This is a genomic window from Bacteroidota bacterium, assembly GCA_039111535.1.
Taxonomy (GTDB): domain Bacteria; phylum Bacteroidota; class Rhodothermia; order Rhodothermales; family JAHQVL01; genus JBCCIM01.
The window spans coordinates 1-23,584 of sequence record JBCCIM010000095.1 but is presented as its reverse complement, the minus strand read 5'-3'; the positions used below and the strand labels follow the sequence as shown (position 1 = coordinate 23,584).

Below are 23,584 nucleotides of genomic sequence, written 5' to 3'. Positions count from 1 at the left end.
GACGGAGTCAGAGGGGAACAAGGGCCAGATGGAGCGGTGGGGGAGCCAGGGAAACAAGGAATTCCTGGGACTCCTGGTCCCAGAGGGCTGCCGGGGGAGCTCGGGGATCAAGGCAAACAGGTCGGGTATTCAGATTCATCACCTCAACAAAATACCGCATACTCTGCCTGCTGATAGGAAGAAGCTAGTTCGCGAGGTTTAGGATTCGTTGATACAAAATCTTGGTATCGAAGCATAGCGTTTTCGATTTGGTCGAGGTGGAGAAATGCTTCAGCTTCTGAAGCAAATTTCCAGTGAGATTCATCTTTGTTGCTATGAATCAATACATCTCTGGCAACTTGCTGTGCTTCCTGTCTCTTTTTCTTTTTGCCTTTGTTCATGGCAACGAGCATAAAGGCTACATTTATGCCCAGATAATGCGCCATTTCATGGTCTTCTTTTTTTATAGCGCTTGCATATCCTGCTTTGTACAAGCTGTATGCCAATGTTGCATCCGGTAAGGTGCCCTGCAATAACCAGCGGCGCTTAAGCCGGCCCCCCATGGTTCCTAGTACGTCGAGATGCTGTTCGCCATATTTTTTTGCATGTGCTGATAGTATGACTAACGCTTTGTCAGCCTGACCTGTGTTTTCATATGCAAGAGCAAGCTCAACCATCCTTTCTTCATCTAGTTCATGCACGTGCGGTTCATATACTACAATCGCTTCCTGAAAGTTACCCTTCTCAACTGCAATACGGGCTGAATTCCAGGGTCCTGCGTAAGCAGCATCCCCCATCATTGTTTTAACAACCAGTCTTACACTTGCATTCTCGCTATCATCTTTTTTTGGCCGTATGATCTCTAAATGATTACCTGGTACAACATGTTGAAAAGATTTGTCAAATGGCGCAAGTGAAGAACGGGCGGGCACAAATTCATCTTTGTCGCCGGCAGCAACTCTGAAGGTAAACGATGGGTTACTAAAGACAGCTGATCGGCGATTCCTCAGGTTAGCCATAAACTCGCTGTTGTGCGCCATATCACGAATTTGCCTGTTCCTTTGTCCAAAAAGTTTAAGGAATTTTTGCCCAAAGGTAGCTTTTCCTAGGCCGTCACTAGGTGTGCCAAAAAGGAATACGAAACTCAGTCTGTTTCGAAGTTCGTTGTCATCTAAAATGGCACGTTGAACAACAAGGCCGCCCATACTATGGGCGATCAGTGTAATTCGGTTTTTGCTAGGTATTTTATTTTTTATTGTAGTTATCAACAATTGAGACAACTTACACAGGCTTGGCCGCCCCGTCCAGATACCATACATGTTGGGTGCGAGGCCGGTCGTGTAACCAAATGAACGAACACTCCAGCCTTCGAGCCCTTTTTCTTTGGCAAGTATGTTTGCAAAATTAAGCCCTGCCTTTACTGAACCGCCGAAGCCGTGTATGAAAACAATATCGTTGTTTTGCCCGCGATCAGAAATTGATAAGAAATTGATTTTAGTCTTAGCCATAGCGAGTAGCATTAAACAGGGAAATAGCAGTAAATATTATCAAATGATTGAATGTAAATACATGGTCTAATTTTGCCATTTTACCAGTAAAACAAAAAGGGCTGGCTGCATCGCGCAGCCGGCCCTTTTTATTTAGATTTCTGGATCCGTTAATCTTCCGGATCGAGGATGTGGTCGATGCGGGCAATCACATCTTTCAGGTGCAGACGCGTCATGTTGTCGCGTGCTCTGCGTTCTGCTACTGTGGCGTCACGCTTCAGCGTTTCCAGTTCGCCGCGTGCATAGGCACGGATATCCGACTGGCTCACATCGATGGAAGTGAAGCCAAAGCTTGCAAAGAATGAAGGTACAGGTGAGGCCTCCTGTGTCATCAGGTACTCGAGCCGTTCCAGGTGACCGCGCTGCAGGTTGCGGCGGAATGCATCGATTGAAGACCGATCGCCCAACTCGCTCCAGATAGCCTGTCGCATGTCGGCCATCATTTCGCTCACCGTATAGGTGTCGTTGCCGTGCATAACTTCAGCTTCCATCATGCGGGCAAGGCGCTGGTGTTCGAGCAACGTATTCACGGCTCCAACCTGGTAGCGCCGCAAACGCTCCACCGCGCCAACACCTTCAATGCGGCGCAATACGTCCTCGTTGAGCATCCAGTCTGGCGTGTGGAATACTTCCTCATGCAGCCAATCCATAGATTCTCGCTGGCGATCTTCCGGCACCATTTCATAGACCATACCATCCTGGTCGGCTGTTTTGAAGGTTTCATAGAAACCACCAACGTTTCTGGCAACATGCCCGACATACCGATTCCACTGACCGCCTAGCTGGCCATATAATTCCTGCAAGTCATCGTAGTCCTCAGCATCGGAAGTACTCCAGTCAATGAGGTTGCCGAGAATAACTTTCAAGTTGGCAATACCATAGTTGCTGGCTTTAACTGCGTCATCGCCAAGGTCTTCGTTTTGTGAACGTGGATCGATGCGCGGACCTTGCCGGCCGTAGAAGTACAGTGGGTCATCAGCACGTTCTACAACCCATTCGTTCAAAATAGATTTTTCTTCATCTGCTGAAGACGCCTCCAGGATTGGTCTGTAACCCCATTCGGTAACCCACTTGTCGTAGATACCGATATCTGGCATAAGACTGGTGACGCCGTCTCCGGGCTGTGCTACATAGTTAAAGCGGGCATAGTCCATGATGGAAGGTGCCGTGCCCATTGCGTCGGTAAACGTTTTTGACCGCAGCGAGTCAACCGGGTACGCATAGCTGGAGCCCCAGTTGTGGGGGAGGCCAAGCGTATGGCCTACTTCGTGTGCAGAAACAAACCGGATCAGCCGGCCCATTACTTCATCTTTGAACTTGACGTCCCGCGCATCAGGGTTGATGGCGGCGGTCTGGATAAAGAACCAGTTACGTAGCAGGTTCATTACGTTGTGGAACCAGCCAATATCGCTTTCCAGGATTTCACCGGTCCTTGGATCGTGTACGTGCGGGCCATAGGCGTTCTGTACATCCGAAGAGAAATACCGAATCACAGAGTAGCGCACATCTTCCGGGCTAAACTCTGGGTCTTCTTCTGCTGTTGGCGGATCTTTAGCCATAATGGCATTTTTGAAGCCGGCACTTTCAAATGCGCGGTTCCAGTCATCAACACCCTCTTTCAAGTACGGACGCCATTTTTCTGGCGTTGCCGGGTCGATGTAATACACAATCGGCTTGACAGGCTCAACCAGTTCACCCCGGGCAAAGGCTGCTGGATCTTTGGGCTCCAGCCGCCAGCGGGTGATATAGCATCGCGTTTCAGCTTTTTGTGCGTCGCGCCCATAGTCGGTCAGGTTTACGCTAAAGAACCCTACACGATCATCACACAATCGTGGTTGCATCGGGTCTTCGGGCAGCATGATCATCGACTGGTTCATTTCCAGTGAGATGGCACCCGTTGAGCCGTTGGAGGGAGGTGCGCTTGCATCGTAGGTCAAGACGTGCTTGACTTCGATGTTATGCGGATAACTCTTTACCGAATTGATAAAGGTCCGTGTTTTATCAAGCCGACGCACTTTGAAGCGGTCCCGGCGGAATTTCGGGAGGCCCAGGCTAGGAACGTCATCCGTGAACAGACTACTCACGTCGATCACAACACCAGAGGAGTCTTTGCCAAGCGACTTGACGTCAAAAGACTTCAAGATAGGCTCAAAGTTGGAGTTGCGCACCGCGTTGTAAATTGGCTCGTCTTCGTCAGCAACATTTTCGTAGCTCACAATACGGAGCATCACTTTGTCGTCTTTGTGTTGCCAGCGCACCACTTGCGTGTTTGCTTTTTCGCCGCCGTAACCAATGTTATCAGCAGTACGTGAAATGCGCGTTACGAGCAGTATTTCTTTACCGAGAAGGCTGTCCGGAATTTCATAAAGGACCGTCTGGTCTTTCTGGTGTACCGTGAACAGGCCTTCATCAGATGTCATCCCTTTTGTGACAACATCCTTGTAGGCTTTCATGCTGTTTTTATCGTCGGCTTTTTTTGCCGGCGCCGTCGGTTTGGAAGCCTCTTGTCCAGATGTTGTGCCCTGGGTGGTTGTGCAACCAACTATGGTGCCTGCACAAAGCATGAGACACAACATCAATTTGATATGGGATTGCATGCGTTTCTATATATGCGGGTGATGTAAGAATTTCCTGAATCTACGAAATTAATAGGTTCTATTAGGCCAGAAGTGCTGTTTTTTTATACATATAAGCACAATTCAGCTCAATTAAGTCCCCGTTGGGTACTGCTTTTCTGGTTTTAAGGCTCAGATTTTTCAGAAAAAACTGACCAACCGTAACCTTTTCTAATCGCCCTCGTCTTTAACTATTAATTCTTTAGTATTGACAAATGCCCTCGGATATTGTATGTTTGTCGTGTTAATATTAAATGTTTAATAGTTTAGATATGGCCAGAAAGAAGTCAACCACGCTAACTGACGCAGAACTCCGACTTATGGATATCATTTGGTCGCGCGGCCCTTCGACCGTACAGGATGTTGTGGATGCGCTGCCGGCCGATTCCCCGTTGGCATACAGCACGGTGCTCACCATGCTGCGCATACTTGAGCAGAAGTCATATCTCACACACAAAAAAGATGGGCGCGCCTACGTTTACGAGTCGATCGTACCCAAAGAGGATGCCCAGCGGGGAGCGATTCAGCACCTGATGAAACGCTTCTTTGATGACTCCCCGGAATTACTGGTTCTTAACCTGATGGAGCATGCCAACTTCGATGCCGACGACCTCGAGCGGCTAAAAGGCATGATCGATTCAGCACCAGACGAGGATGCATCATGACTGTTTTTGATTGGCTCGATGCGTTGGCTGTCACCAGTTTGTCAGCTTTTGCAAATGGAATTCTTATTGGGACGCTCCTGTGCCTTGTGGTCTGGGGCATCGTGCGCGTGATGTCCAAGTCGGTCCCCATAAATGCAACAACACGGTTTATTGTTTGGATGACTCTTTTTGTGGTGTGTGTTGGTCTCGTTGGGTGGCAGGGCTGGACGCGCGCTGATGCCCAACTAACGCTTGAGGCCCCGGTAGCTCCTCTAGCGCCGGCCTACCCTGTTGAAGCGCCGGCACCTGAGAGCCCCGCTGCTCCGGAAATGCCTGCGCAACCCGATACGCCAATTCCGCCCGAGTCGCCTGCGGAGATCACTGCGCCTGAAGCTCCGGCTTCACTGGGTACAGAAGGAGCAGTTTACGCAGATGAAATTGCTTATTACAACGAAGCCGGCGCCATGTGGCAGGTACCCCGGCAAATCGAAATAGCCGGGCTTAGTCCGGCCTTACGGGTCTTGCTATTTACGATCTGGGCAACGGTTGCTTGCATGCTGCTGATCCGAGTTGTCTTTGGGTGGTACGGCGTCCGTAAACTGAAAGCATCCAGCTATCCCGCTTCCGCGCGGGTGCAGACCTTGCTCCAGAAAACACTGACACAAATTCGTCAGCCCAGAAAGGTGCAGGTTGCTATTTCAGATGAAATCTCGACAGCAGTTGCTGTTGGATATTGGCAACCGCGCATTTTACTTCCCGCTGGCATGGTTTCCAGTTTGTCGCAAACTGAGTTACAGCAGGTTTTGCTACACGAAGCTGCGCATTTGCAGCGTTGGGATGATTGGACAATGCTGCTGCAACGGGTTGCTGCTGCGCTCCTTTTCTTCCATCCTGGTATTGTGCTGTTGGGGAAGTTGATGGACCGCGATCGCGAATACGCCTGTGACGACTGGGTCATTGCGTTGACCCGACGGCCCAAAACGTATGCTTCTTGTCTGGCGAAGCTGGTGTCACAGTACGCCCGCCAGCAACCGCCGGCCTTTGTACCCGGGTTTTCTTCAGAAAAGGAAGCATTGTTTGACCGCATCAAGTCGATTCTCGACAAAAAACGGTCAATTTCATTCCGGATTGCCCGCGTGACTTACGCAGGGCTACTCACCGTAACAGCGCTTATGTTGTTGTTGTTGGTGCATTTTGTCCCGGTTCTCGCGCTACCCGCCAAACATGCTATAGTACAGTCGCCGCTGGCATCAGAAACGCTACTGCTTCCTGTTGAAGTTGTTGAGCCAGGTGATCCTGTTGCGCTTGCTGCCTTACCGGATGACGCGACCACTCCTATGCCTGCACCGCCAGCTACCCTGCCAGCGCACGCTGAGATGCCGGCGTTGGCACCCATTGCTGTTCTCCCAGCCACTGATGTCCCTACTGATGAGCCGTCAGCCTCACCTGATGCACTGGTATCTATGGCGCGCAGGATGGCGGCCACCCTGGGTGAGACATCCGATAACGACCTTGCGGTAATTGGTGGTGCGGAGGCCCAGCTAGCCATTGACGTCGTCAGTACGGATGGGCCCTTGCAACCCTTACCTGTAGCGCAGCCGGTAAAGGAGCAAAAAGATTCTTCGCTTAGTACGCGCTCTATGGCTAAAATCTTACGTTCAGCCAGTAGAATTCCATCCAGTGGGGACAAGGCGCAGGTGCTCTTGAATGCGGTAAAGAAGATGCAATTTAACGCAGTTGTTTTTGATGCATACCTGAACGCAGTAGCAACTATTCCTTCGTCCGGAGACAAAGCGCGGGTATTGATCGCCCTGGTTGACTATCAGCAATTGGATGAAGTGGCTGCGTTGCAATTCTTGCGCGTAGCCTCATCCATCCCCGCATCAAATGATAAAAGCCGGGTGCTGTTAAAGAGCCTGAAAGGCGATAGCCTGCCGTTGCATAAAGAAGCGGTGCAAGATGGCTTTCTCGATGCAATTGGTCATCTGGGATCCACAGATGACTACCGGAAGGTGTTGAAAGCTTTTATGAGCCACCGGCGCACAACAGACAACTAGATTTAAATCGGTTTTAAGCTTCCCTATTTATACACATTGCACGGCGTTGCTGCGTGCACAAGGGAAGAGGTGCACCCTTTTTAGGAGGATGCATTGCTAGAACAATCGGACACACACCTGGCCTGGCTTTGCAGCCGGCATACCAACTTTAACATAGAATAAAACAAGTTTGAGACCATGCGATTTCCACAGTTGAAAATGACAGCCCCCTGTGCACTGCTTGGTGCATGCCTTTGTGTGTGCCTGTTCGCTGCTACACCTGCCACCGCGCAAAAGGATAACTACACCTCCCAGTTAAACATTACAAAAAATGGGAAAAAGATGTACCAGGTGAAAAAGCTTGGTTACGCACTGGAGTTTGAAAGCAAGGGTGTGGTAGAACTGAATAAATCAGATACCGATGTTGCCTCAATTACGCCTGGCGGCTACCTCGAAATAAGCGAGAAAGAGTGGCGAACCCGGCGCCAGGTTCGTATTGAAAGCAGCAGAAGCGGTGCGCTAACCTATCGATACAAGCTCAATGGTAAAGAAAAGGACTTTGCCGAAATTGACCGCGACTGGTACGAAGACATGCTGGTCAAAATGATTCGGGAAACCGGGGTTGGTGCGTCAGAAAGGACCAAGCGTATTCTTAATAATGATGGCGTTGCCGGCGTTTTTTCAGAGATCGCAAAGATTATCAGCAGCAGTGCGCGTGTCGCCTATATGACGGCACTGTTCGAGCAGGCCAAGCTTGATGATCGGCAGTTGCTACAGGCATCGAAACTCGTTAAAGACATCCCTTCGTCGGGGGATCGCTCCCGGTTTCTCAAATGGGCTGCGCCCCAGTACGTGGCGTCTGAAAAAGCTGCGCCTTACTTCTTTGATGCTGTGGAAAGCATCCCTTCATCCGGAGACAAAACACGGGTCCTTACCAGTTTAGTTGAGGACGAACTTCTGGACAATGAAACCAGCTACCTCGAAGCCATTCGTGTGGCCAACAGCATTCCTTCATCTGGCGACCGTTCCCGCTTTCTGATCAAAGCTGCGGATCTGTATATCGATGAGGCAGCGGACTATTATTTTGAGGCCATAAACGGTATTCCTTCATCCGGTGATAAAACCCGCGTGTTGACCAAGCTGGTTGAGTCTGGTGCTCTGGAGAACGATGAGGCCTACATGCAAGCACTTGCAGCTGCCAAACATATCCCTTCATCTGGCGATCGTTCGCGCTTCCTTATCGCAGCAATTGGCACGTATCCACCAACTGCAAGCGATGCCTACTTTGACGTTGTCAATTCGCTTCCTTCGTCGGGCGATCATGCCAGGGTACTTATGAAGTTTGCCCAGGATGCACAGCTGACGCGTGCCGGCATGGAAGCATACCTCGCTTCAGCGCAAAAAATCTCCTCATCTGGTGATAAAACGCGTGCGTTACTCGCAGTCGCTGGTAAAGTAGCTGGCGACGAAGATCTGGTAGATGCATACCTCGAAGCTGCGGATACCATTCCTTCGTCGGGCGATTACAAACGCGCCTTATCCGCACTGATGGACTAACTGCGTTTACGCGTTTCACATTTAAGAATCACCTGGCAAGTTTAGGCAACGGATGTTCCTCTGCCGGCGCTCATGAAGCGCGCGGCAGAGGAACACTCGCGATTGCGCAACCGTTGACGAAAGACACTGGCTTGCAACTTCAAATGGCTTTTTAGTGAAGCGACGCGTTACGTTAGGCGATGTCGCGCGAGCGGTTGGCGTCTCAATGCAAACCGTTTCTCGTGCGGTCAACAATAAGGGAGAAATTAGCCCAAAGACCCGTGAGCGTATCATGCAAACGGTGCAGGAGCTGGGCTATCGGCCCAATCGCCTTGCCCGTGCGATGAGTACGCAGCAGACAAATTTGGTGGGGCTCATTGTGCCTGATATCACCAATCCCTATTTCCCCGAAGTAATGCGTGGCGTGCAGGATAAAGCACTGGCCAATGATTATACCGTGCTCGCCTGTAATTCAGATGACCAGCCGGAAGCAGAACTTGGTATTATCGAATTGCTGGCCTCCCATGGCGTTGACGGGATCATTACGCTGAGTAGCAAGGTCCGCGAAGGTATCCTTGCCAAATTTGTTGAGACTTTTCGCCCCCTCGTTTTTGTTAACCGCCATTTCGAACACCCCCATGTCAGTTCTGTGATTGTTGACAAAGTGCAAGGCGCTTACCTTGCCGTAGATCATTTTGTGCAAGAAGGACATCACCGGATTGGAATGATCACCAATAAGAACTACTCATTTAGCGTTGAACCGCGGGTGCAAGGGTTTTGGGAGCGACTGAAATATCACAACTTGGAAATCACAGAAGACCAGGTGATTGGTTCAACGCCTTCCGCTGAAGGGGGATTTGAAGCAACAAAAACGTTGCTCAAACGGGATAAAAACATCTCGGCTATTTTTGCCTACAACGACCTGATGGCGCTGGGTGCCCTGCGCGCCTGTCACGATAACGGCCTCGCTGTGCCTGATGATGTTTCGATCATCGGATTTGACGACATCCAGTTTGCTGCGATGTCCTCGCCGGCCTTAAGTAGTGTCCGTGTCGACAAATACCACATCGGTGGCCTTGCACTTGAGCGTATGCTCGACATGATCAAAGATCCTGAAAAAACGCATCCCCCCATCAATTTAGGGGCAACACTGGTGCTGCGCGAATCTACCCGCATCGTACAGCACTCACCAGTAGGTTAAATATGGGGTTTATGCCATGGGCATCAATGTGGTGCCAGCCGTAGCTTTGCACAAATACAGGCTTGGTTCATGGCCTGTATCTGCTTGGTAGCGAGATGAAATGTGCGCTACAAAAGCAGGTGCCTGCCCTTCTTTAACCAATGCAACAGCACAGCCGCCAAAGCCGGCCCCGGTCATGCGCGCACCAAAACACGCAGGATGGGCCTGCGCAAGCGCAGCCATTTGGTCCAATGCCGGACTAGAGACCTCAAAATCATCACGCAGGCTTGCATGGCTTTCATTCATCAACCGGCCTAGTGTGGCTGCGTCTCCTGCTTTCATGGCCTCCACGGCTAACAAGGTTCGTGCATTTTCTCCGAGTACGTGCCTGGCGCGTCGGCGGGCTACCGGGTCGAGTTGGTCGAATCGGGCTTCAAATGCCGCGGGCTCCAGAAGTCGAAGGGTTTGCAGGCCAAACGCTGCCGCTACCGATTCACAACTGGCGCGCCGCTCATTGTAGGCAGAATCAACAAGTTGTCTGCGCGTTGAGGTATCCATAACAATAACAGCCGTACCGGGCGGGAGTGGGGCCGGCTGCATGTCGAGTGACGCACAATCGATAAGCAGCGCTTTGTCTGTTTGCCCGGCTGCCGCGATCAATTGGTCCATTACACCGCATTGCATACCAATCCATTCACACTCCGCATGCTGTGCCAGTAGGGCCATCTGTTTGGGATCCCAGTCGAAATCGGATACGGCTGCAAAGCAGCGGGCCGTCGCCAATTCCAATGCAGCGCTGGAAGATAGGCCGGCACCAACCGGGACATCCCCTGCAATTACGCCATCCCATCCGGTTAGAGTGTAGTCTTTGTCTAGCAGCACCCAGGCGACTCCTTTAATGTATTCAATCCAGCCGGCATCCTGATAAGACAGGGTGTTGAGGCTGAATGATGCTGTGGCATCGAAGTCTAGCGATTTGACGTGTACCTGCCCGTCTGTACGCGGTCGAAAGGCAATCCATACGGCACGGTCAATGGCCATTGGCAGGACAAATCCATCGTTATAGTCCGTATGCTCTCCAATCAGGTTCACCCGACCGGGACTCCGGACGACAAAGTTGGGTGCTGCATTATAGGTCTCTTCAAATGCAGCGATAAGGCGGGCTTTCAAGGACATGGCGTTCGTGTTTTGCAGGCTAGGGTTGTTGGCTATTGAATCCGTTTGGGTGATGCTGATGCCATTGCCATGCGCTTTCTATGATCGCGCGCAAGTCTGGATAGCGGGGTTGCCACCCCAGGCGTTTACGGATTTTTTGGCTGCCAGCTATCAGCATGGCCGGGTCGCCGGGCCGGCGGGGCGCCATCTCAACAGGAATAGGATGCCCTGTGACGCGCCGGGCAGTTTCAACAACTTCTCGAACGCTAAATCCTTTGCCATTGCCGAGGTTGTACGTGGCACTGCCTTGTTCAAGGGCTTGCAAAGCAAGGATATGGGCTTGTGCCAGATCCAGTACATGAACATAATCGCGTACACACGTGCCATCCGGCGTATCGTAATCATCTCCATAAATAAAAATTTTGTCGCGTTGCCCCAGTGCAACTTGCAAGACCAGCGGAATAAGATGGGTTTCCGGACTATGGTCTTCCCCGAGGGAAGAAGAGGCTGCGCGCAAGCGTTAAAATACCGGAGGGTAGCGTAGCGCATGCCACAGCACCGATCCATCCACTGGAGCAGGCGCTCTAGTACGTATTTGGATTCTCCGTACGGGCTACCCGGGGCTATCAACGCCTCTTCCGTGATCGGAATTTCTTCTGGCATCCCGAAAAGGTTTGCGGTTGACGACAGGATAAATCGTTTGATGTTGTGCTCAGCCGCGCTCTCAATCAGGTTCAGTCCGTTCCTGATATTTTCGCCGATATAGCGGAAGGGATATTCCATCGATTCGCCAACGAGGGTTCGCGATGCAAAGTGCATGATCGCGTCTATTTGGGAGTCGCTGAATATTTTATCCACGCTGGACTTGTCGGCAAGGTCTCCTTTGTAGAAAACAGCGTCAGGATGTACCGCTTCGCGATGGCCCTGGGACAGGTTGTCGAATACAACAACCTTAAAGCCGGCTGCAATTAGTTCAGAAACTACGGTGCTTCCGATATAGCCGGCACCGCCTGTGACAAATACGGTCATGCTCCCGCTTGATTTTTGTAATGCTTTTCAGAAAGCGCCCGCAGTTGGGCAGCACTGGTTTCTGCGGTGATATCACGCTGCGCCATGCCCAGCATTTCATATCCCACCATAAATTTCTTTACCGTTGCAGATCTCAAAAGGGGAGGATAGAAATGCAGATGCATGCGCCACTCAGGATGCTGCTTGTTGTCTGTTGGCGCCTGGTGAATGCCGGCTGAATAAGGGAAAGACATACCAAAAAGGTTGTCGTATCGTGTAGTTAGCCGTTTCAAAATATCAGCAAGATCGTCTTTCTCACGCGGAGTAATTGATGCAAGGCTTTGCATTGCCCGCCTCGGCAGCACGAGGGTTTCAAAAGGCCATACAGCCCAAAAGGGTACAACCACGACAAAGCTGTCATTGCTACAAACCAGCCGTTGCTTTTGCTCAAGCTCTATCTCGAGATAATCTCCGAGCATATCAGTTCCTTCGCGTGCAAAGTACGTTTGCATTTGAGTAGTTTCTGTCGCCGGCAAATCGGGTATAGTGCGCTGGGCCCAGATTTGCCCATGGGGATGCGGGTTACTGCATCCCATCATAGCCCCTTTGTTTTCGAAGATTTGAACATAATTGATTTCGGGGTGATTGCCCAGTTCTTCGTATTGCGCCTGCCAGGTATCCACAACGCTGCGAAGTTGTGCCAGCGACAATTCGGGGAGCGTTTTGCTATGATCTGGAGAAAAACAAATGACCCGGCAAATGCCGCTTTCCGTTTCGGCCATCAGGAGATCGTCGTCTATAAAAGCCTCTTGTTCTGGCGCAGGGGTTAGCGCGGCAAAGTCATTGTCAAACACATAGGTAGATGTATATGCCGGATTTTGCTCGCCACTTGCCCGCGTATTACCGGGGCACAGGTAGCATGTAGCATCATGTTTGGGTAACTCAGTCACATCAATCGTCTCTCGTTGCCCTTGCCAGGGTCTATTGGATCGGTGGGGAGAGACCAGCACCCAACGACCTTCAAGGATATTGTACCGACGGTGGACGCGCTGCGCCAATTCAGTCATCATAATCCGCAGACCCCCTGCTCATTGCCTTGACAGCACGTGGTTTTATCTATATGTTGACGGAGATCGTTAACGTTAACGAGCGTCGGTAGTAAACCTACAGAAAAGCGGGCAAAATTAAAAGACGGCTACGGGCACTTGGGTCAAATTACCGCCGACCAATTTGTCCTGCGGTTTGCCATTGAAGAAATGCTGCAATCGCCGTATTCAGCACTGCTTGTTTGCAGGATACCGCCTGGCGGGTTTTGTGATGCGTGTAATAAGGGTGATGGGTATATCCACCATACCAATTTTCCTGAAGATCCGTGTAGACGGGTTTTGTTATTACGGTTGATCCCACTTTGTCCCTCCAATTGAGCAGTGTTGCAGTTCGGTATTCTGCTCGTACCACATGAAACAAATGACTGATTCTCAAGCATTACGTGCTGTGCTTCCGGAAGTAGTTGTCACTGGTGTTGCAAATGGATGTAACGTTGAGGTTGAATCATCCGAATTAGGTGCCGGCCTTTTTCAGTATAACATTAAACTGACTGCACCCGAGCCGCAGTTGCCAGCACCCATCACGTTGTCATGGCGCATCCCGGCGCATAACATTCAAGGGATGTGGACACCCGATACCCTCTACGAAAAACGGCTGCGTGCTGACTGGGAGTTGGAAACCCTGGATGCCAGTGTTTCTCGTAATGCGCCTGTCATCTGTCTTTTTGGGCATGACAGTGCAAATGTTCACACGTTTGCCTGTTCCGACGCATTGCATGCTACCGCCATGCGCGCTGTGGTGCGCGAAGAAGATGGGTTTGTGTACTGCCATGTGACCCTGTTTACGGAGTGTCTTGCACCGGTCACAAGCGAAGAAGTGTTGTTGCGTATCGACAGCCGGCCGCAGCCGTTTAGCACGGCACTGCAGGATGTTGCTGCATGGTGGGCCGGGTTTGCTGATAAAAAGCCGGCGCCTTGTCCGCCAGCTGCGCATGATCCCATCTATTCTACGTGGTACAGCTACCATCAACGCATCACGACGGAAGCGCTCATCGCTGAGTGTGAGGCATGCGCACCATTGGGATATAAAACGATCATTGTTGATGATGGTTGGCAAACGCTCGACAGCCAGCGCGGCTATGATTTTACCGGCGACTGGAATCCAGATCGATTTCCGGATATGGCGGAATTTGTGCGTAAGGTACACGCGATCGGGATGAAGTGCATGACCTGGTATGCTGTACCGTTTGTAGGCAAGAAGTCAGCTGCATATGCACGGTTTAAAGATAAATGTTTAACGCATACCCATCGTTGGGCCCCGGTACTCGATCCGCGCTTCCCCGAGGTCCGGGCGTATCTGATTGGAAAATACACGAGCGCACTGAAAGACTGGGATTTGGATGGGTTTAAGCTCGACTTTATCGATGATTTCAGGGTCTACGAAGACACTGAACGGTCTCAGGTAGCCGGCAGAGACTATGCATGCATCTATGAGGCCGTGGATGCCTTGTTAACAGGCGTCATGGAGCAGCTTCGGGCCATCAAACCCGATGTGTTGATCGAGTTCAGGCAGCGGTATGCCGGCCCTGTCATGCGCAAATATGGCAACATGTTTCGTGCATTTGATTGCCCCCATGATAGTGTAACCAACCGTCTCCGTACAACCGATGTGCGCATGTTGATTGGAGACAGCGCTGTACATGCTGATATGGTTACGTGGCACTATGATGAGCCCGTTGAAATTGCTGCACTCCAGCTCTGGAATGTGTTGTTTGCCGTACCCCAGTTGTCGGTCCGTATGGCTGATGTGCCGGCCGCACATCGCCAGATGATCAAGACGTTTACTGAATTCTGGATTGCCCACAGAGATGTACTTCTTTTTGGTCAATTTGAAGTCCAGCAACCGCTGGCAAACTATCCGTTGCTCGAAGCGCATACCCCCACCCACTGTATTGCCGGCATATACCAAAGTATGGTTTACCCGCTACGCGCCGGAGCTGTTGTCACGGATGTAATTAATGCCACGGATGCCCACCGCATTGTCCTTGATGCTGTTGATGGTCCGGGGACGTACACAGCCACAGTTTTTGATTGCATGGGTAATGAAATATCCCACGCCCAGTGCCACCTTGACGCGGGCGTACACGCGTTTGATATCCCCACAGCAGGCCGGCTCAGGTTAGAGCGATAACCATTTGCACAGTGACAAACAGATAACTGTTGTACAAGGAATTGCCACCAGACTGAACACCTTGCATTAATCAAGTAGCTTTATGGAAACCACGATAAGTAATATTGATCTTGGCATTGTTGTCGCGTATTTCATGGTCGTTCTCGTGATCGGTCTTTGGGTTGCGTCCAAGACGAAAACAGGCGATGATCTTTTCCTCGGCGGCCGTTCCCTTACCTGGGGATTTATCGGGCTGTCGCTTTTTGCCTCCAATATTTCCAGTTCGACCATCATTGGCCTGGCCGGGGCTGCCTACAGTACAGGTATCAGTCAATCGGTGTATGAATGGATGACAGGAATACCGCTTATTATTGGTGCACTCATTTTTATTCCCCTTTATTTGCGGGCCCGCATTACCACCATTCCTGAATACCTGGAGCTTCGTTTTGATCGTCGGGCGCGGGTTTACTTCTCCATGATTACGGTCATTTTTAACTTGCTGGTTGATGTAGCAGCACCCCTCTATGCCGGCGCAATTACTTTACAACTCTTTTTTCCTGAAATTGGGCTCTGGCCCATGGCCATGGGGCTGGCCCTGATTGCCGGCCTTTACACTGCATTGGGTGGACTGAAGGCTGTGGTCTACACCGATGCATTGCAGGCCCTTATTCTCATTATTGGTTGTGGCACCCTTGCATACAAAATGTTTAGAGATCTTGGCTTTTCGTGGGACAATGTTCTTGCTGCTGTGCCAGAGGGGCATATGTCGATTGTTCAGCCGATTGATGATGCTTCTTTGCCGTGGCCGGGCCTCTTGCTTGGGGTACAATTACTCGGCTTCTGGTACTGGGTGACAAACCAGTACATCGTGCAGCGGGTACTTGGTGCAAAAGATATTGAACACGCACGATGGGGTGCCATGCTGGCCGGCTTCCTGAAGGTGCTCCCCCTCTTCATTATGGTGATCCCCGGCGCGATGGCCATTCAGCTGTTTCCCGGACTCTCGAACCCAGACCTGGTCTTTCCTACAGCGTTGGTCAATATTTTACCGGTTGGTATGATAGGGTTGGTACTGGCTGGCCTGATTGCTGCGATTATGTCGAGCGTGGACTCTACGCTGAACTCAGCCTCGACGCTGCTTGTGGTTGATTTTATCAAGCCGGCGCGGCCTCAAATTACCGAGGCACAGGTGACGCGTTATGGCCGTATCATCACGCTTGTCCTCATGGTAATCGCTGCCTTGTGGGCGCCAATGATTGCTCAGTTCGGCGGTATCTGGGCGTATATCCAGCAAATGTTTTCCGTTGTAGTGCCCCCCATTGCTGTGTTGTTTCTCGTAGGCGTTTTCTTCAAACGTGGTAACGCAGCCGGCGCAATATGGACGCTCTTTGGTGGCACCGCGTGGAGTATTGCTACATTCCTCCTTGCGCAGGTTGGTCTTTGGAATATCCATTACACCATCAACGTAGGCATTACATTCGCGGTGAGTACAGCCATCTTTTTTATAGCCAGTTACATGACGGCTCCAACAGACCCAGAGAAAGTGGCTGCCTATACGTATCATGCCGACTTGCTCAAACCATCCCGTTCAGATCTGTCGTGGTACCAGGACTACCGGGTTGCAGCGTCTTTGCTGGTTGCGGTGATGGTTGTCATCCTGGTTACACTATGGTAAAATGAAAGATTTGGCTGAAGTTTTACGCACACTTGTTGAGGATACGGCGCCAACGCTAGCTGCATTATCAGAAGCGGTTGCCGAAAAGCCTCCTGCGCCCGGGAAATGGAGCCCTAAAGAAATACTGGGGCACCTGATCGACTCTGCATCCATTAACCACGGTCGGTTTGTGCGTGCCCAGCTACAAGAGACCCTGGTTTTTGATGGGTATGCGCAAGCGTTATGGGTTGAACTGCAGGGTTATGCTGAAGCTGATTGGCAGGAGCTTGTTACTTTTTGGCGGCGCTACAACCTCAAAATTGCCCGGTTAGTTGAGCGCGTGCCAGCAAGCGTTGCCAGCCAGCAGCGACACCCGCACAGTCTGCACAAAATTGCATGGCAGACTGTGCCCGAAAATGAGTCGACAACATTGGCTTACTTGGTAGAAGACTACATAAACCACCTCCGGCATCACTTGCGTCAAATCCATAACATAACAGGCACCTGATGTGTGGTTCGGGTTTCCGCACTTTTTGCGGGTGATTTGTTATACTTAGGCAGCCCTTCCTTTTGGACGGGGCAAGCCACTGTGTATTCAAATTACCCTCGAAGTCATGAAGCCCTTCAACTCTTCTCATGCGTTTGCGCTAGCATTATGTCTGGTTTTATCGCTGGTGCTGTTTGCTTGTCAGACCACCAGAGAAAGCGGGGAAGAAGAAACACCTCCGGTTGTAGAGCTGCCGGCAGGGTTTGCTTATGAGCACCTCTACGCGCCATCAAGCGTGAAAAAAGGTACCTGGGTTGCATTGGCGTTTGATCCGCAAGGCCGGCTGTATGCCTCTGATCAACATGGCGATTTGTATCGCATGCAAATCCCTGAAATTGGCGGCGATGGGATGCTCATCGCTGAAAAGGTTGACCTGGCTATCGGTAAAGCAAATGGTTTGTTGTGGGCGTTCGATGCATTGTATGTTGTTGTAAACAGTCGGGATGGTGTTGAAGGTAATTCAAGTGGCGTATACCGGGTTACTGATACAGATGGTGATGACAACCTGGATCACATCGAAATGCTAAAACAATTTGAAGGTTGGGGGGAGCATGGGCCGCATTCGATCATCCCGGGGCCCGATGGCGCTTCATTGTATATGATCGCCGGCAACCACACCGATCTGCCGGAGACGTACACGAAGCGCCACGCGACGCCCTGGCTGGAAGATCAATTATTGCCTTCCGTTGTGGATCCGCGTGGCCATGCAAACGAACGCATGGCTCCCGGTGGCTGGGTTGCAAGAATGGCACCTGATGGGAGCGCGTTTGAAGTTGTGGGCAGCGGATTTCGGAATGCGTATGATATTGCGTTTAATGGCGACGGCGAACTGTTTACATTTGATGCTGATATGGAATGGGACATGGCGATGCCGTGGTACCGACCGATTCGTGTCAACCATATCACCAGTGCCAGTGAGTTTGGCTGGCGCACAGGTTCTGGCAAGTGGCCCGCATACTATCCGGACAATCTGCCGGCCGTTGTAGACATCGGTCAGGGTTCACCTACCGGGGTAATGTCGGGTGCTGGCAGTGCCTTTCCTGCCCGCTATCAGCGCGGCATGTTTGTGTTTGATTGGAGTTTCGGTACCATCTACCTCGTCGAAATGCAACCCGATGGCAGTAGCTATACCGGGACGTTTGAAGAATTTCTATCTGGTATTCCACTGCCCGTAACCGATGGGGTATGGGGGCCAGATGGCGCGATGTATTTCGCCATTGGTGGTCGCAATCTGGATTCTCATCTGTACCGTGTGTATTACACCGGAGAAGAAGATACGGCCCCTGTGGCGCTGGCTTCTGGAAACGGAGACGTGCGCGCGTTACGCCACAGCCTTGAAGCCTTGCACGCAACCCCTGCTGAAGGTACTGTCGACAAAGCCTGGCCCTACCTTGATCATGAAGACCGGTTTGTTCGGTATGCCGCGCGCATGGCGGTTGAGCGGCAGCCTGTCAGCTCCTGGTGGAATCATGCAGTATACGAACCTGATCCGGTACGTCGCATCCATGCCGTGATAGCACTGGCACGCAGCAGCGATGCTGTGCACCAATATGTCGCGTTACAGGCACTTACGGATATTGATTATAAACGGTTGTCGTATGCTGATAAGTTAAATTTACTGCGGGCCTATAGCCTGGTATTTATTCGGATGGGTGAGCCGGCAGATCACTGGCGAACCCGTACCATCGATGCGCTCCTGCCGCACTTCCCATCGGGAGATTTCTATATAGATCGCGAATTGTCGCGTCTGCTGATCTACCTTGATGCGCCAGAAGCTGTTGGAAAAACCATGGCACTCCTCGAAACAGCCTCAACGGTAACGCTGGATGTACCCATTTTGTCGGAGACGCTGACGGCAAGGCATGATCGCTATGGAAAAGACATTGAGACGATGAAAGCCAATATGCCCTCGGCGGCTGAAATTGCTCACGCTGTTTCACTTAGCAATGCGACAGAAGGCTGGACAATGGATACGCGCAAGCGGTATATGCAGTGGTATTTTGATTCGATGTCGCGTAGTGGTGGTCGGAGTTATGTTGGGTTTATCGATCAATTTCGCCAGCGGGCACTGCGGAACACCCCAGATGACGAACGCGAAATGTTGGCAGATCTTGTAGTAGAATTTAATGCGCCGGCTGTAGACTTCGCCAGCTTGCCCCAGCCCGCCGGACCAGGCAGCACCTGGATGCAGGGCGAGGTCAAGAAAATGACAAGCGCAGATGAATTGGTCTTACCGCGTAACTTTGAACAGGGCAAAAAAATGTACACTGCTGCCTTGTGCCAGGCCTGTCATACCATGCATGGAGAAGGCGGCAATATCGGGCCGGATTTGTCACAGGTAGGCACCCGGTTCGGACGCAACGATTTGATCGAAGCCATCATCTCACCTAGTGACGCAATTTCTGATCAATACCAGGCAACCGTCTTTACGCTTAATGATGGCGGTACTGCTGTAGGACGCATTATTTCGCAGGATGAAGCAGCATATGTGATCAATCAAAACCCGTACGACCCTGCGCAAAAAAGTACCATCGCGAAGGCTGATGTTGCGAATACAAAACCGTCTCCCGCATCGATCATGCCGGCCGGACTCCTCAACCGGTTAAATGCTGAAGAAGTGATGGATCTGGTAGCCTACCTCGTTTCGAGTGGCGACCCCAATCATGACATGTTCAACGCAGAAATAGTAGAGTAGTATTCAGGAATATTGTTATTAAGCAATGACTTAATTGTGCAGGTTTTACAACATTCACCTGTATGACCCACATCTTTTCCAATGCAGTCTAGTCTATCTGGTCGTCAACCACCCGGTTTGGGTTGATGGCTGCTGCATATTTCCCGTCTTCTGTCCTTTTCCGGAGACCTGTTTGCGGCGCCCTGGGTGCGCGCGCTGTATCGGGATGTAGAGATGTTTTCTGGTATACTCGCGGTAAGTATAAAATTGTGTCGTCCAGTAAGATACTGGGTTGAGGGGATTATACTATCCAGTCAGCAAGCTGCCGCACAGCGTCTGGATGAAACCGAACTTCAGTCTTTTGCGCACTTCTGGGATGTACATGGTGCGCTTACTACGAGCAGTCTGTTGTTTACAGCGCTCCTCGTTGCATTTCTTGTCATGTCCCGTCACAAACACAAAGCTCAAAATAGCGCTTTAAAAACACTCAACGAAGCACTTGCTACCGCTCAGGAGAAAGCGGAAGAGTCTGACAAGTTAAAAACGTCGATTCTGCGGAATATGAGCCACGAGGTGCGCACGCCATTAAATGCAATCATGGGCTATGCTGATCTTATTGCCTCCAGAGATGGTAATGTGTCAGAAATGGCGGAACGGATTACAATGAGTAGCTTGCGGCTAAAAGAAACGTTCGAGACCGTAATAGAGCTTGCTGCACTTGAGGGGGGGATTGTACCAATCGAGAACCAGACGGTTGATCTGGATCAGTTGATAGATGATACGTTTGAAGCACTCAGCGAAACTGCTGAGGCAAAGTCCATTACACTGCGCAAAGAGACTGCGCCAGAAGGCATAACGATTATGTCCGATCCCCAGGCATTAAAGCGTGCCCTGTTGCCCATCGTTCAAAATGCCATCCAGTTTTCTGATGCCGGGTGTGTGCATGTACACGTAGATCCTACTGATACGCAAGCTGTGATTGTGGTGAAGGATAGCGGCATTGGTATGTCTCCTGAATTTGTTAAGCACGCTTGTGAACCTTTCAAGCAGGAATCTACCGGATTGGGACGACGATACGAGGGCTCCGGGTTGGGACTTTCTTTGGCAAGCCAATTGATTGCGCTGCTGGGGGGAGAAATGAGCATTGCTAGCAAACGTGCGGAAGGCTGCACCGTCACCATCACACTTCCCCGCAGAGGGTAAAAGGCTAGCTACTGGATACTGCGCGAAGAAAAGGTTTCAGTTGCTGCAGGAATGGGTGCAGTTGTTCAGCAAAGTACTGAGGCTCTGCGTCACGAGCGGCTGCACAGGCGATCTCCAGCAAGCGGGCCTCTTCAGCTAGAGATTCATCGATTGCAGGGTAAAGGCTGAGCAGGTGCTGATGCATTCTGTGCAAAAGCTGGTTGGTTTTCTGTAGCCTGACCAGATCCACATACCGCTGAACAGAAAAGGCTTGGACCGCTGCTGCGTCTGACGTATCAACAAGCGTTGTGAGGGCGCTGGAAGACTCAAGTTGAAAGGTGAGGGTACGAAGGGTGGTACAGAGGTCCTCAAGTTCAGGCCGTACTACAGCATCTTCATTTTCTGCAGCAGGGTCGCGGCCGGCTTTGCGCTCTCGCATCCCAAAAGCCAGTTCCGCGGCTACGTTTAGCGTAGACAGCAGGGTCATGGTTCGCAAAAGGGCGGCATCAAGAAAGTTCTCGTTCCGGGACATCAGTCACTAACAGTTCGGTGGTTCGCTGCTGTTCAAATGTCCGTAACTGTGAGGTGTTTCACTTTATACGCGCAAACATACGATCAAAACGCGGCCATCCTGCCTCTTTATCCCATGAATAAAAACGGGCGACGGCTTTGCCCAAAATATGATCAGCCGGCACAAATCCCCAATATCGACTGTCGAGCGAATTGTCTCGGTTATCGCCAACCATGAAATAATAATCTTGTTTGAATTGATACGAGGTAACCGGCTTGCCGTCGATGCTGAAGCCTCCGTTATCCGTACGCTCGATGATTACTTCTTCATATTGCGCGATCGTCTTGCCATAGATCTCCCAGTTTGCCTGGTTCAGCGGGAGTGCTTCGCCGGCCTTCGGGATCCATATGGGGCCATAATTATCGTTGGTTTGTAATATGTTGAACGGAAAGAGCCGTGTTTGCGCCTCCCGTTCATCTGCGATGTACGGGATTATTTTTTCAACATAAGACCAGGTGGAAATTTCTTTTGCGGTTGCTTCGGTTGCTATAATGCGTACCAGCCGGCGGTTATTGGTCGGAAGAATTTCCTCCACGCCCATCTCTTTTAGCTTTGTATAAGAAAGGCTGACGCGTGGGTCGGTTTTGTAGACATCCCAGAAAAATTGTAGCCCGTCGAAGTCTGCAATCGGTGCGTTGTCTATAAAGAAAGCTTTGTCTCTGATCGCAAGAGACTCGCCGGGAAGACCAAGGGTACGCTTAAGGTAAGGCTGGCGCTTGTTGATCGGGTGCTCGGTTTCCGTGGGTAAATGGAAAACTACTACATCCCCACGTTTGATTTTGCTGAAGCCAGGAAGCCGAAAGGCCGGCACCTGTACGCCTTTCAAATACAGGTCGGTATAAGGAATGCCGATGGTATGCGGGGTTTGGGCACCATAGTGTAATTTTGATACAATAAGGTATTCCCCTGGCAATACTGTATTGGCCATTGAAGGCGTAGGCACCACAAAAGGTTGAAAAATGAAGGTATGTAGCGTGAGCATGGCTACAAACGCAAACACAAGGGAGCTGAGCCACTCTTTGGCGATAATGCGGGCGTCAGGCTTTCGATTGCCACGATTTGGCTTGACAGTTTCTGAGCGAGATCTTTTCTTCCTGTTACCCATTTTTTGCTGTAGATGTGAAAAATCCCCCGTTTCGGAGCCGGCATTTCACGCGATATGCGTCGGATTGTCGACATATCTGCATGAGTACGACAATACACCACCAGAACATAAATGGTTACTGACTGAAGACTTCTGCATAGTCTCCAACCAGTAACCCTTCCCTAAATACTAACTACCTACCGACGCCTTAACGAGTCGTAGTATTCGTTTAGTATGTCGTCGGAGAAAAAAACTGTGCTCATGAAACGCTGGATCATTGTTCTTGCGTTGGTACCCTTCTGTTTGCACTGTACACCTGACAAGCCAGAGGCTGTTGTCGAGGCTGAAGCAAAGCTTCCAGACGTTGTTGATTACAACTACCACGTCAAGCCGATTCTTTCTGATCGGTGTTACGCGTGCCATGGACCAGACGACAATGCACGCGAAGCAGATTTGCGCCTGGATGATGAGGTTTTTGCAACCGAACGCCTCGAAGAAACAGGCAACCGGGCCATTGTGCCGGGTAGTTTACGTAAAAGCGCCATCTTTGAGCGCCTGATTACGGATGATCCCGAACACATGATGCCACCACCTGAATCGAATTTGCAACTCACAGCAGAAGAGAAGGCCTACATTTTTAAGTGGATTGAGCAGGGCGCCGCGTACAAAGAGCACTGGTCTTTTATTCCGCCGGCCCGTTCGACTTTACCTGCAGGCATTGATGGGTGGGGGCAAAATGAAGTTGATACATTCATTGGTTCGAAACTGCAGCAGCAGGGCCTTGAGCCGTCTCCTGAAGCCAGCAAAGAAACCCTGATCCGCCGGCTGGCCCTGGATCTTACGGGACTCCCGCCCACGCTGGCACAGATTGATGCGTTTCTTGCTGATGACAGTCCTGAAGCATATGAGAAAGTGGTCGATCAATTTCTCAGCAATGTGGCTTATGGCGAGCGGAT

General features: G+C 50.9%; 16 protein-coding genes and 1 pseudogene. 10 read left to right on the top strand and 7 right to left on the bottom strand.

Annotated features, from left to right (window positions below; all coding sequences use genetic code 11):
- Window positions 1-143: 143 nt before the first annotated feature.
- The gene (locus AAF564_15030) at window positions 144-1,487 is read right to left on the bottom strand and encodes an alpha/beta hydrolase (GenBank protein ID MEM8486864.1); all 1,344 of its coding nucleotides are present in this window, start codon (window positions 1,485-1,487) and stop codon (window positions 144-146) included.
- Window positions 1,488-1,636: 149 nt separating this feature from the next.
- Complete coding sequence (locus AAF564_15025; GenBank protein ID MEM8486863.1) at window positions 1,637-4,102, bottom strand: zinc-dependent metalloprotease; 2,466 nt, start codon at window positions 4,100-4,102, stop codon at window positions 1,637-1,639.
- Between the two features lie 311 nt (window positions 4,103-4,413).
- Here AAF564_15025 and AAF564_15020 point away from each other — a divergent pair, with 311 nt between their 5' ends.
- From AAF564_15020 to AAF564_15005, 4 genes are all read left to right on the top strand, one after another.
- Window positions 4,414-4,806 carry a BlaI/MecI/CopY family transcriptional regulator gene (locus AAF564_15020; protein MEM8486862.1) on the top strand — a complete coding sequence of 131 codons (393 nt, stop codon included), beginning with the start codon at window positions 4,414-4,416 and terminating at the stop codon, window positions 4,804-4,806.
- Window positions 4,803-6,842: a M56 family metallopeptidase gene (locus tag AAF564_15015; protein ID MEM8486861.1), complete on the top strand. Its 2,040-nt coding sequence runs from the start codon at window positions 4,803-4,805 to the stop codon at window positions 6,840-6,842. The genes AAF564_15020 and AAF564_15015 overlap by 4 nt, the downstream gene beginning before the upstream one ends.
- 177 nt (window positions 6,843-7,019) lie before the next feature.
- Entirely contained in the window at window positions 7,020-8,378 is a 1,359-nt protein-coding gene (locus AAF564_15010) for a hypothetical protein (GenBank protein MEM8486860.1), read from the top strand.
- A 154-nt stretch (window positions 8,379-8,532) separates the two neighbouring features.
- Window positions 8,533-9,558, top strand: coding sequence for a LacI family DNA-binding transcriptional regulator (locus tag AAF564_15005; GenBank protein ID MEM8486859.1), 1,026 nt, complete (start codon window positions 8,533-8,535; stop codon window positions 9,556-9,558).
- A gap of 9 nt (window positions 9,559-9,567) precedes the next feature.
- Here AAF564_15005 and galK read toward each other — a convergent pair whose 3' ends face one another.
- From galK to AAF564_14990, 3 genes and pseudogenes are all read right to left on the bottom strand, one after another.
- Window positions 9,568-10,713, bottom strand: a complete 1,146-nt coding sequence (galK, locus tag AAF564_15000) for a galactokinase (GenBank protein MEM8486858.1) — start codon at window positions 10,711-10,713, stop codon at window positions 9,568-9,570.
- Window positions 10,714-10,732: 19 nt separating this feature from the next.
- Window positions 10,733-11,721, bottom strand: a pseudogene (galE, locus tag AAF564_14995) (UDP-glucose 4-epimerase GalE).
- A complete protein-coding gene (locus AAF564_14990; GenBank protein MEM8486857.1) occupies window positions 11,718-12,770 on the bottom strand; it encodes a UDP-glucose--hexose-1-phosphate uridylyltransferase in 1,053 nt (350 codons plus the stop codon). Before AAF564_14990 ends, galE begins: the two are co-directional and overlap by 4 nt.
- A gap of 397 nt (window positions 12,771-13,167) precedes the next feature.
- Here AAF564_14990 and AAF564_14985 point away from each other — a divergent pair, with 397 nt between their 5' ends.
- From AAF564_14985 to AAF564_14965, 5 genes are all read left to right on the top strand, one after another.
- Entirely contained in the window at window positions 13,168-14,937 is a 1,770-nt protein-coding gene (locus tag AAF564_14985; protein ID MEM8486856.1) for a glycoside hydrolase family 36 protein, read from the top strand.
- A gap of 82 nt (window positions 14,938-15,019) precedes the next feature.
- A complete protein-coding gene (locus AAF564_14980; GenBank protein ID MEM8486855.1) occupies window positions 15,020-16,591 on the top strand; it encodes a sodium:solute symporter in 1,572 nt (523 codons plus the stop codon).
- Between the two features lies 1 nt (window position 16,592).
- Entirely contained in the window at window positions 16,593-17,078 is a 486-nt protein-coding gene (locus AAF564_14975) for a DinB family protein (protein ID MEM8486854.1), read from the top strand.
- 106 nt (window positions 17,079-17,184) lie between these two features.
- Window positions 17,185-19,812 (top strand): c-type cytochrome, encoded by a 2,628-nt coding sequence (locus AAF564_14970; GenBank protein ID MEM8486853.1) that lies wholly within the window; start codon window positions 17,185-17,187, stop codon window positions 19,810-19,812.
- A gap of 246 nt (window positions 19,813-20,058) precedes the next feature.
- Window positions 20,059-20,994, top strand: coding sequence for a HAMP domain-containing sensor histidine kinase (locus tag AAF564_14965; GenBank protein MEM8486852.1), 936 nt, complete (start codon window positions 20,059-20,061; stop codon window positions 20,992-20,994).
- A 4-nt stretch (window positions 20,995-20,998) separates the two neighbouring features.
- Here the strand turns inward: AAF564_14965 and AAF564_14960 are convergent, their stop codons facing one another.
- Window positions 20,999-21,505: a hypothetical protein gene (locus AAF564_14960; protein ID MEM8486851.1), complete on the bottom strand. Its 507-nt coding sequence runs from the start codon at window positions 21,503-21,505 to the stop codon at window positions 20,999-21,001.
- 58 nt (window positions 21,506-21,563) lie between these two features.
- Window positions 21,564-22,649 carry a signal peptidase I gene (lepB, locus tag AAF564_14955; protein ID MEM8486850.1) on the bottom strand — a complete coding sequence of 362 codons (1,086 nt, stop codon included), beginning with the start codon at window positions 22,647-22,649 and terminating at the stop codon, window positions 21,564-21,566.
- Window positions 22,650-22,889: 240 nt separating this feature from the next.
- Between lepB and AAF564_14950 the strand changes: the two genes are divergently transcribed.
- Window positions 22,890-23,584: DUF1549 domain-containing protein (locus AAF564_14950; protein ID MEM8486849.1), on the top strand; the 695-nt coding region annotated here is incomplete at its 3' end.

Bases quoted from the DNA above. Each gene is read 5' to 3' on its own strand.
- AAF564_15030 (MEM8486864.1), bottom strand. From the start codon at position 1,487: ATGGCTAAGACTAAAATCAATTTCTTATCAATTTCTGATCGCGGGCAA.
- AAF564_15025 (MEM8486863.1), bottom strand. From the start codon at position 4,102: ATGTTGTGTCTCATGCTTTGTGCAGGCACCATAGTTGGTTGCACAACC.
- AAF564_15020 (MEM8486862.1), top strand. From the start codon at position 4,414: ATGGCCAGAAAGAAGTCAACCACGCTAACTGACGCAGAACTCCGACTT.
- AAF564_15015 (MEM8486861.1), top strand. From the start codon at position 4,803: ATGACTGTTTTTGATTGGCTCGATGCGTTGGCTGTCACCAGTTTGTCA.
- AAF564_15010 (MEM8486860.1), top strand. From the start codon at position 7,020: ATGCGATTTCCACAGTTGAAAATGACAGCCCCCTGTGCACTGCTTGGT.
- galK (MEM8486858.1), bottom strand. From the start codon at position 10,713: ATGTCCTTGAAAGCCCGCCTTATCGCTGCATTTGAAGAGACCTATAAT.
- AAF564_14990 (MEM8486857.1), bottom strand. From the start codon at position 12,770: ATGATGACTGAATTGGCGCAGCGCGTCCACCGTCGGTACAATATCCTT.
- AAF564_14985 (MEM8486856.1), top strand. From the start codon at position 13,168: ATGACTGATTCTCAAGCATTACGTGCTGTGCTTCCGGAAGTAGTTGTC.
- AAF564_14980 (MEM8486855.1), top strand. From the start codon at position 15,020: ATGGAAACCACGATAAGTAATATTGATCTTGGCATTGTTGTCGCGTAT.
- AAF564_14975 (MEM8486854.1), top strand. From the start codon at position 16,593: ATGAAAGATTTGGCTGAAGTTTTACGCACACTTGTTGAGGATACGGCG.
- AAF564_14970 (MEM8486853.1), top strand. From the start codon at position 17,185: ATGAAGCCCTTCAACTCTTCTCATGCGTTTGCGCTAGCATTATGTCTG.
- AAF564_14960 (MEM8486851.1), bottom strand. From the start codon at position 21,505: ATGTCCCGGAACGAGAACTTTCTTGATGCCGCCCTTTTGCGAACCATG.
- lepB (MEM8486850.1), bottom strand. From the start codon at position 22,649: ATGGGTAACAGGAAGAAAAGATCTCGCTCAGAAACTGTCAAGCCAAAT.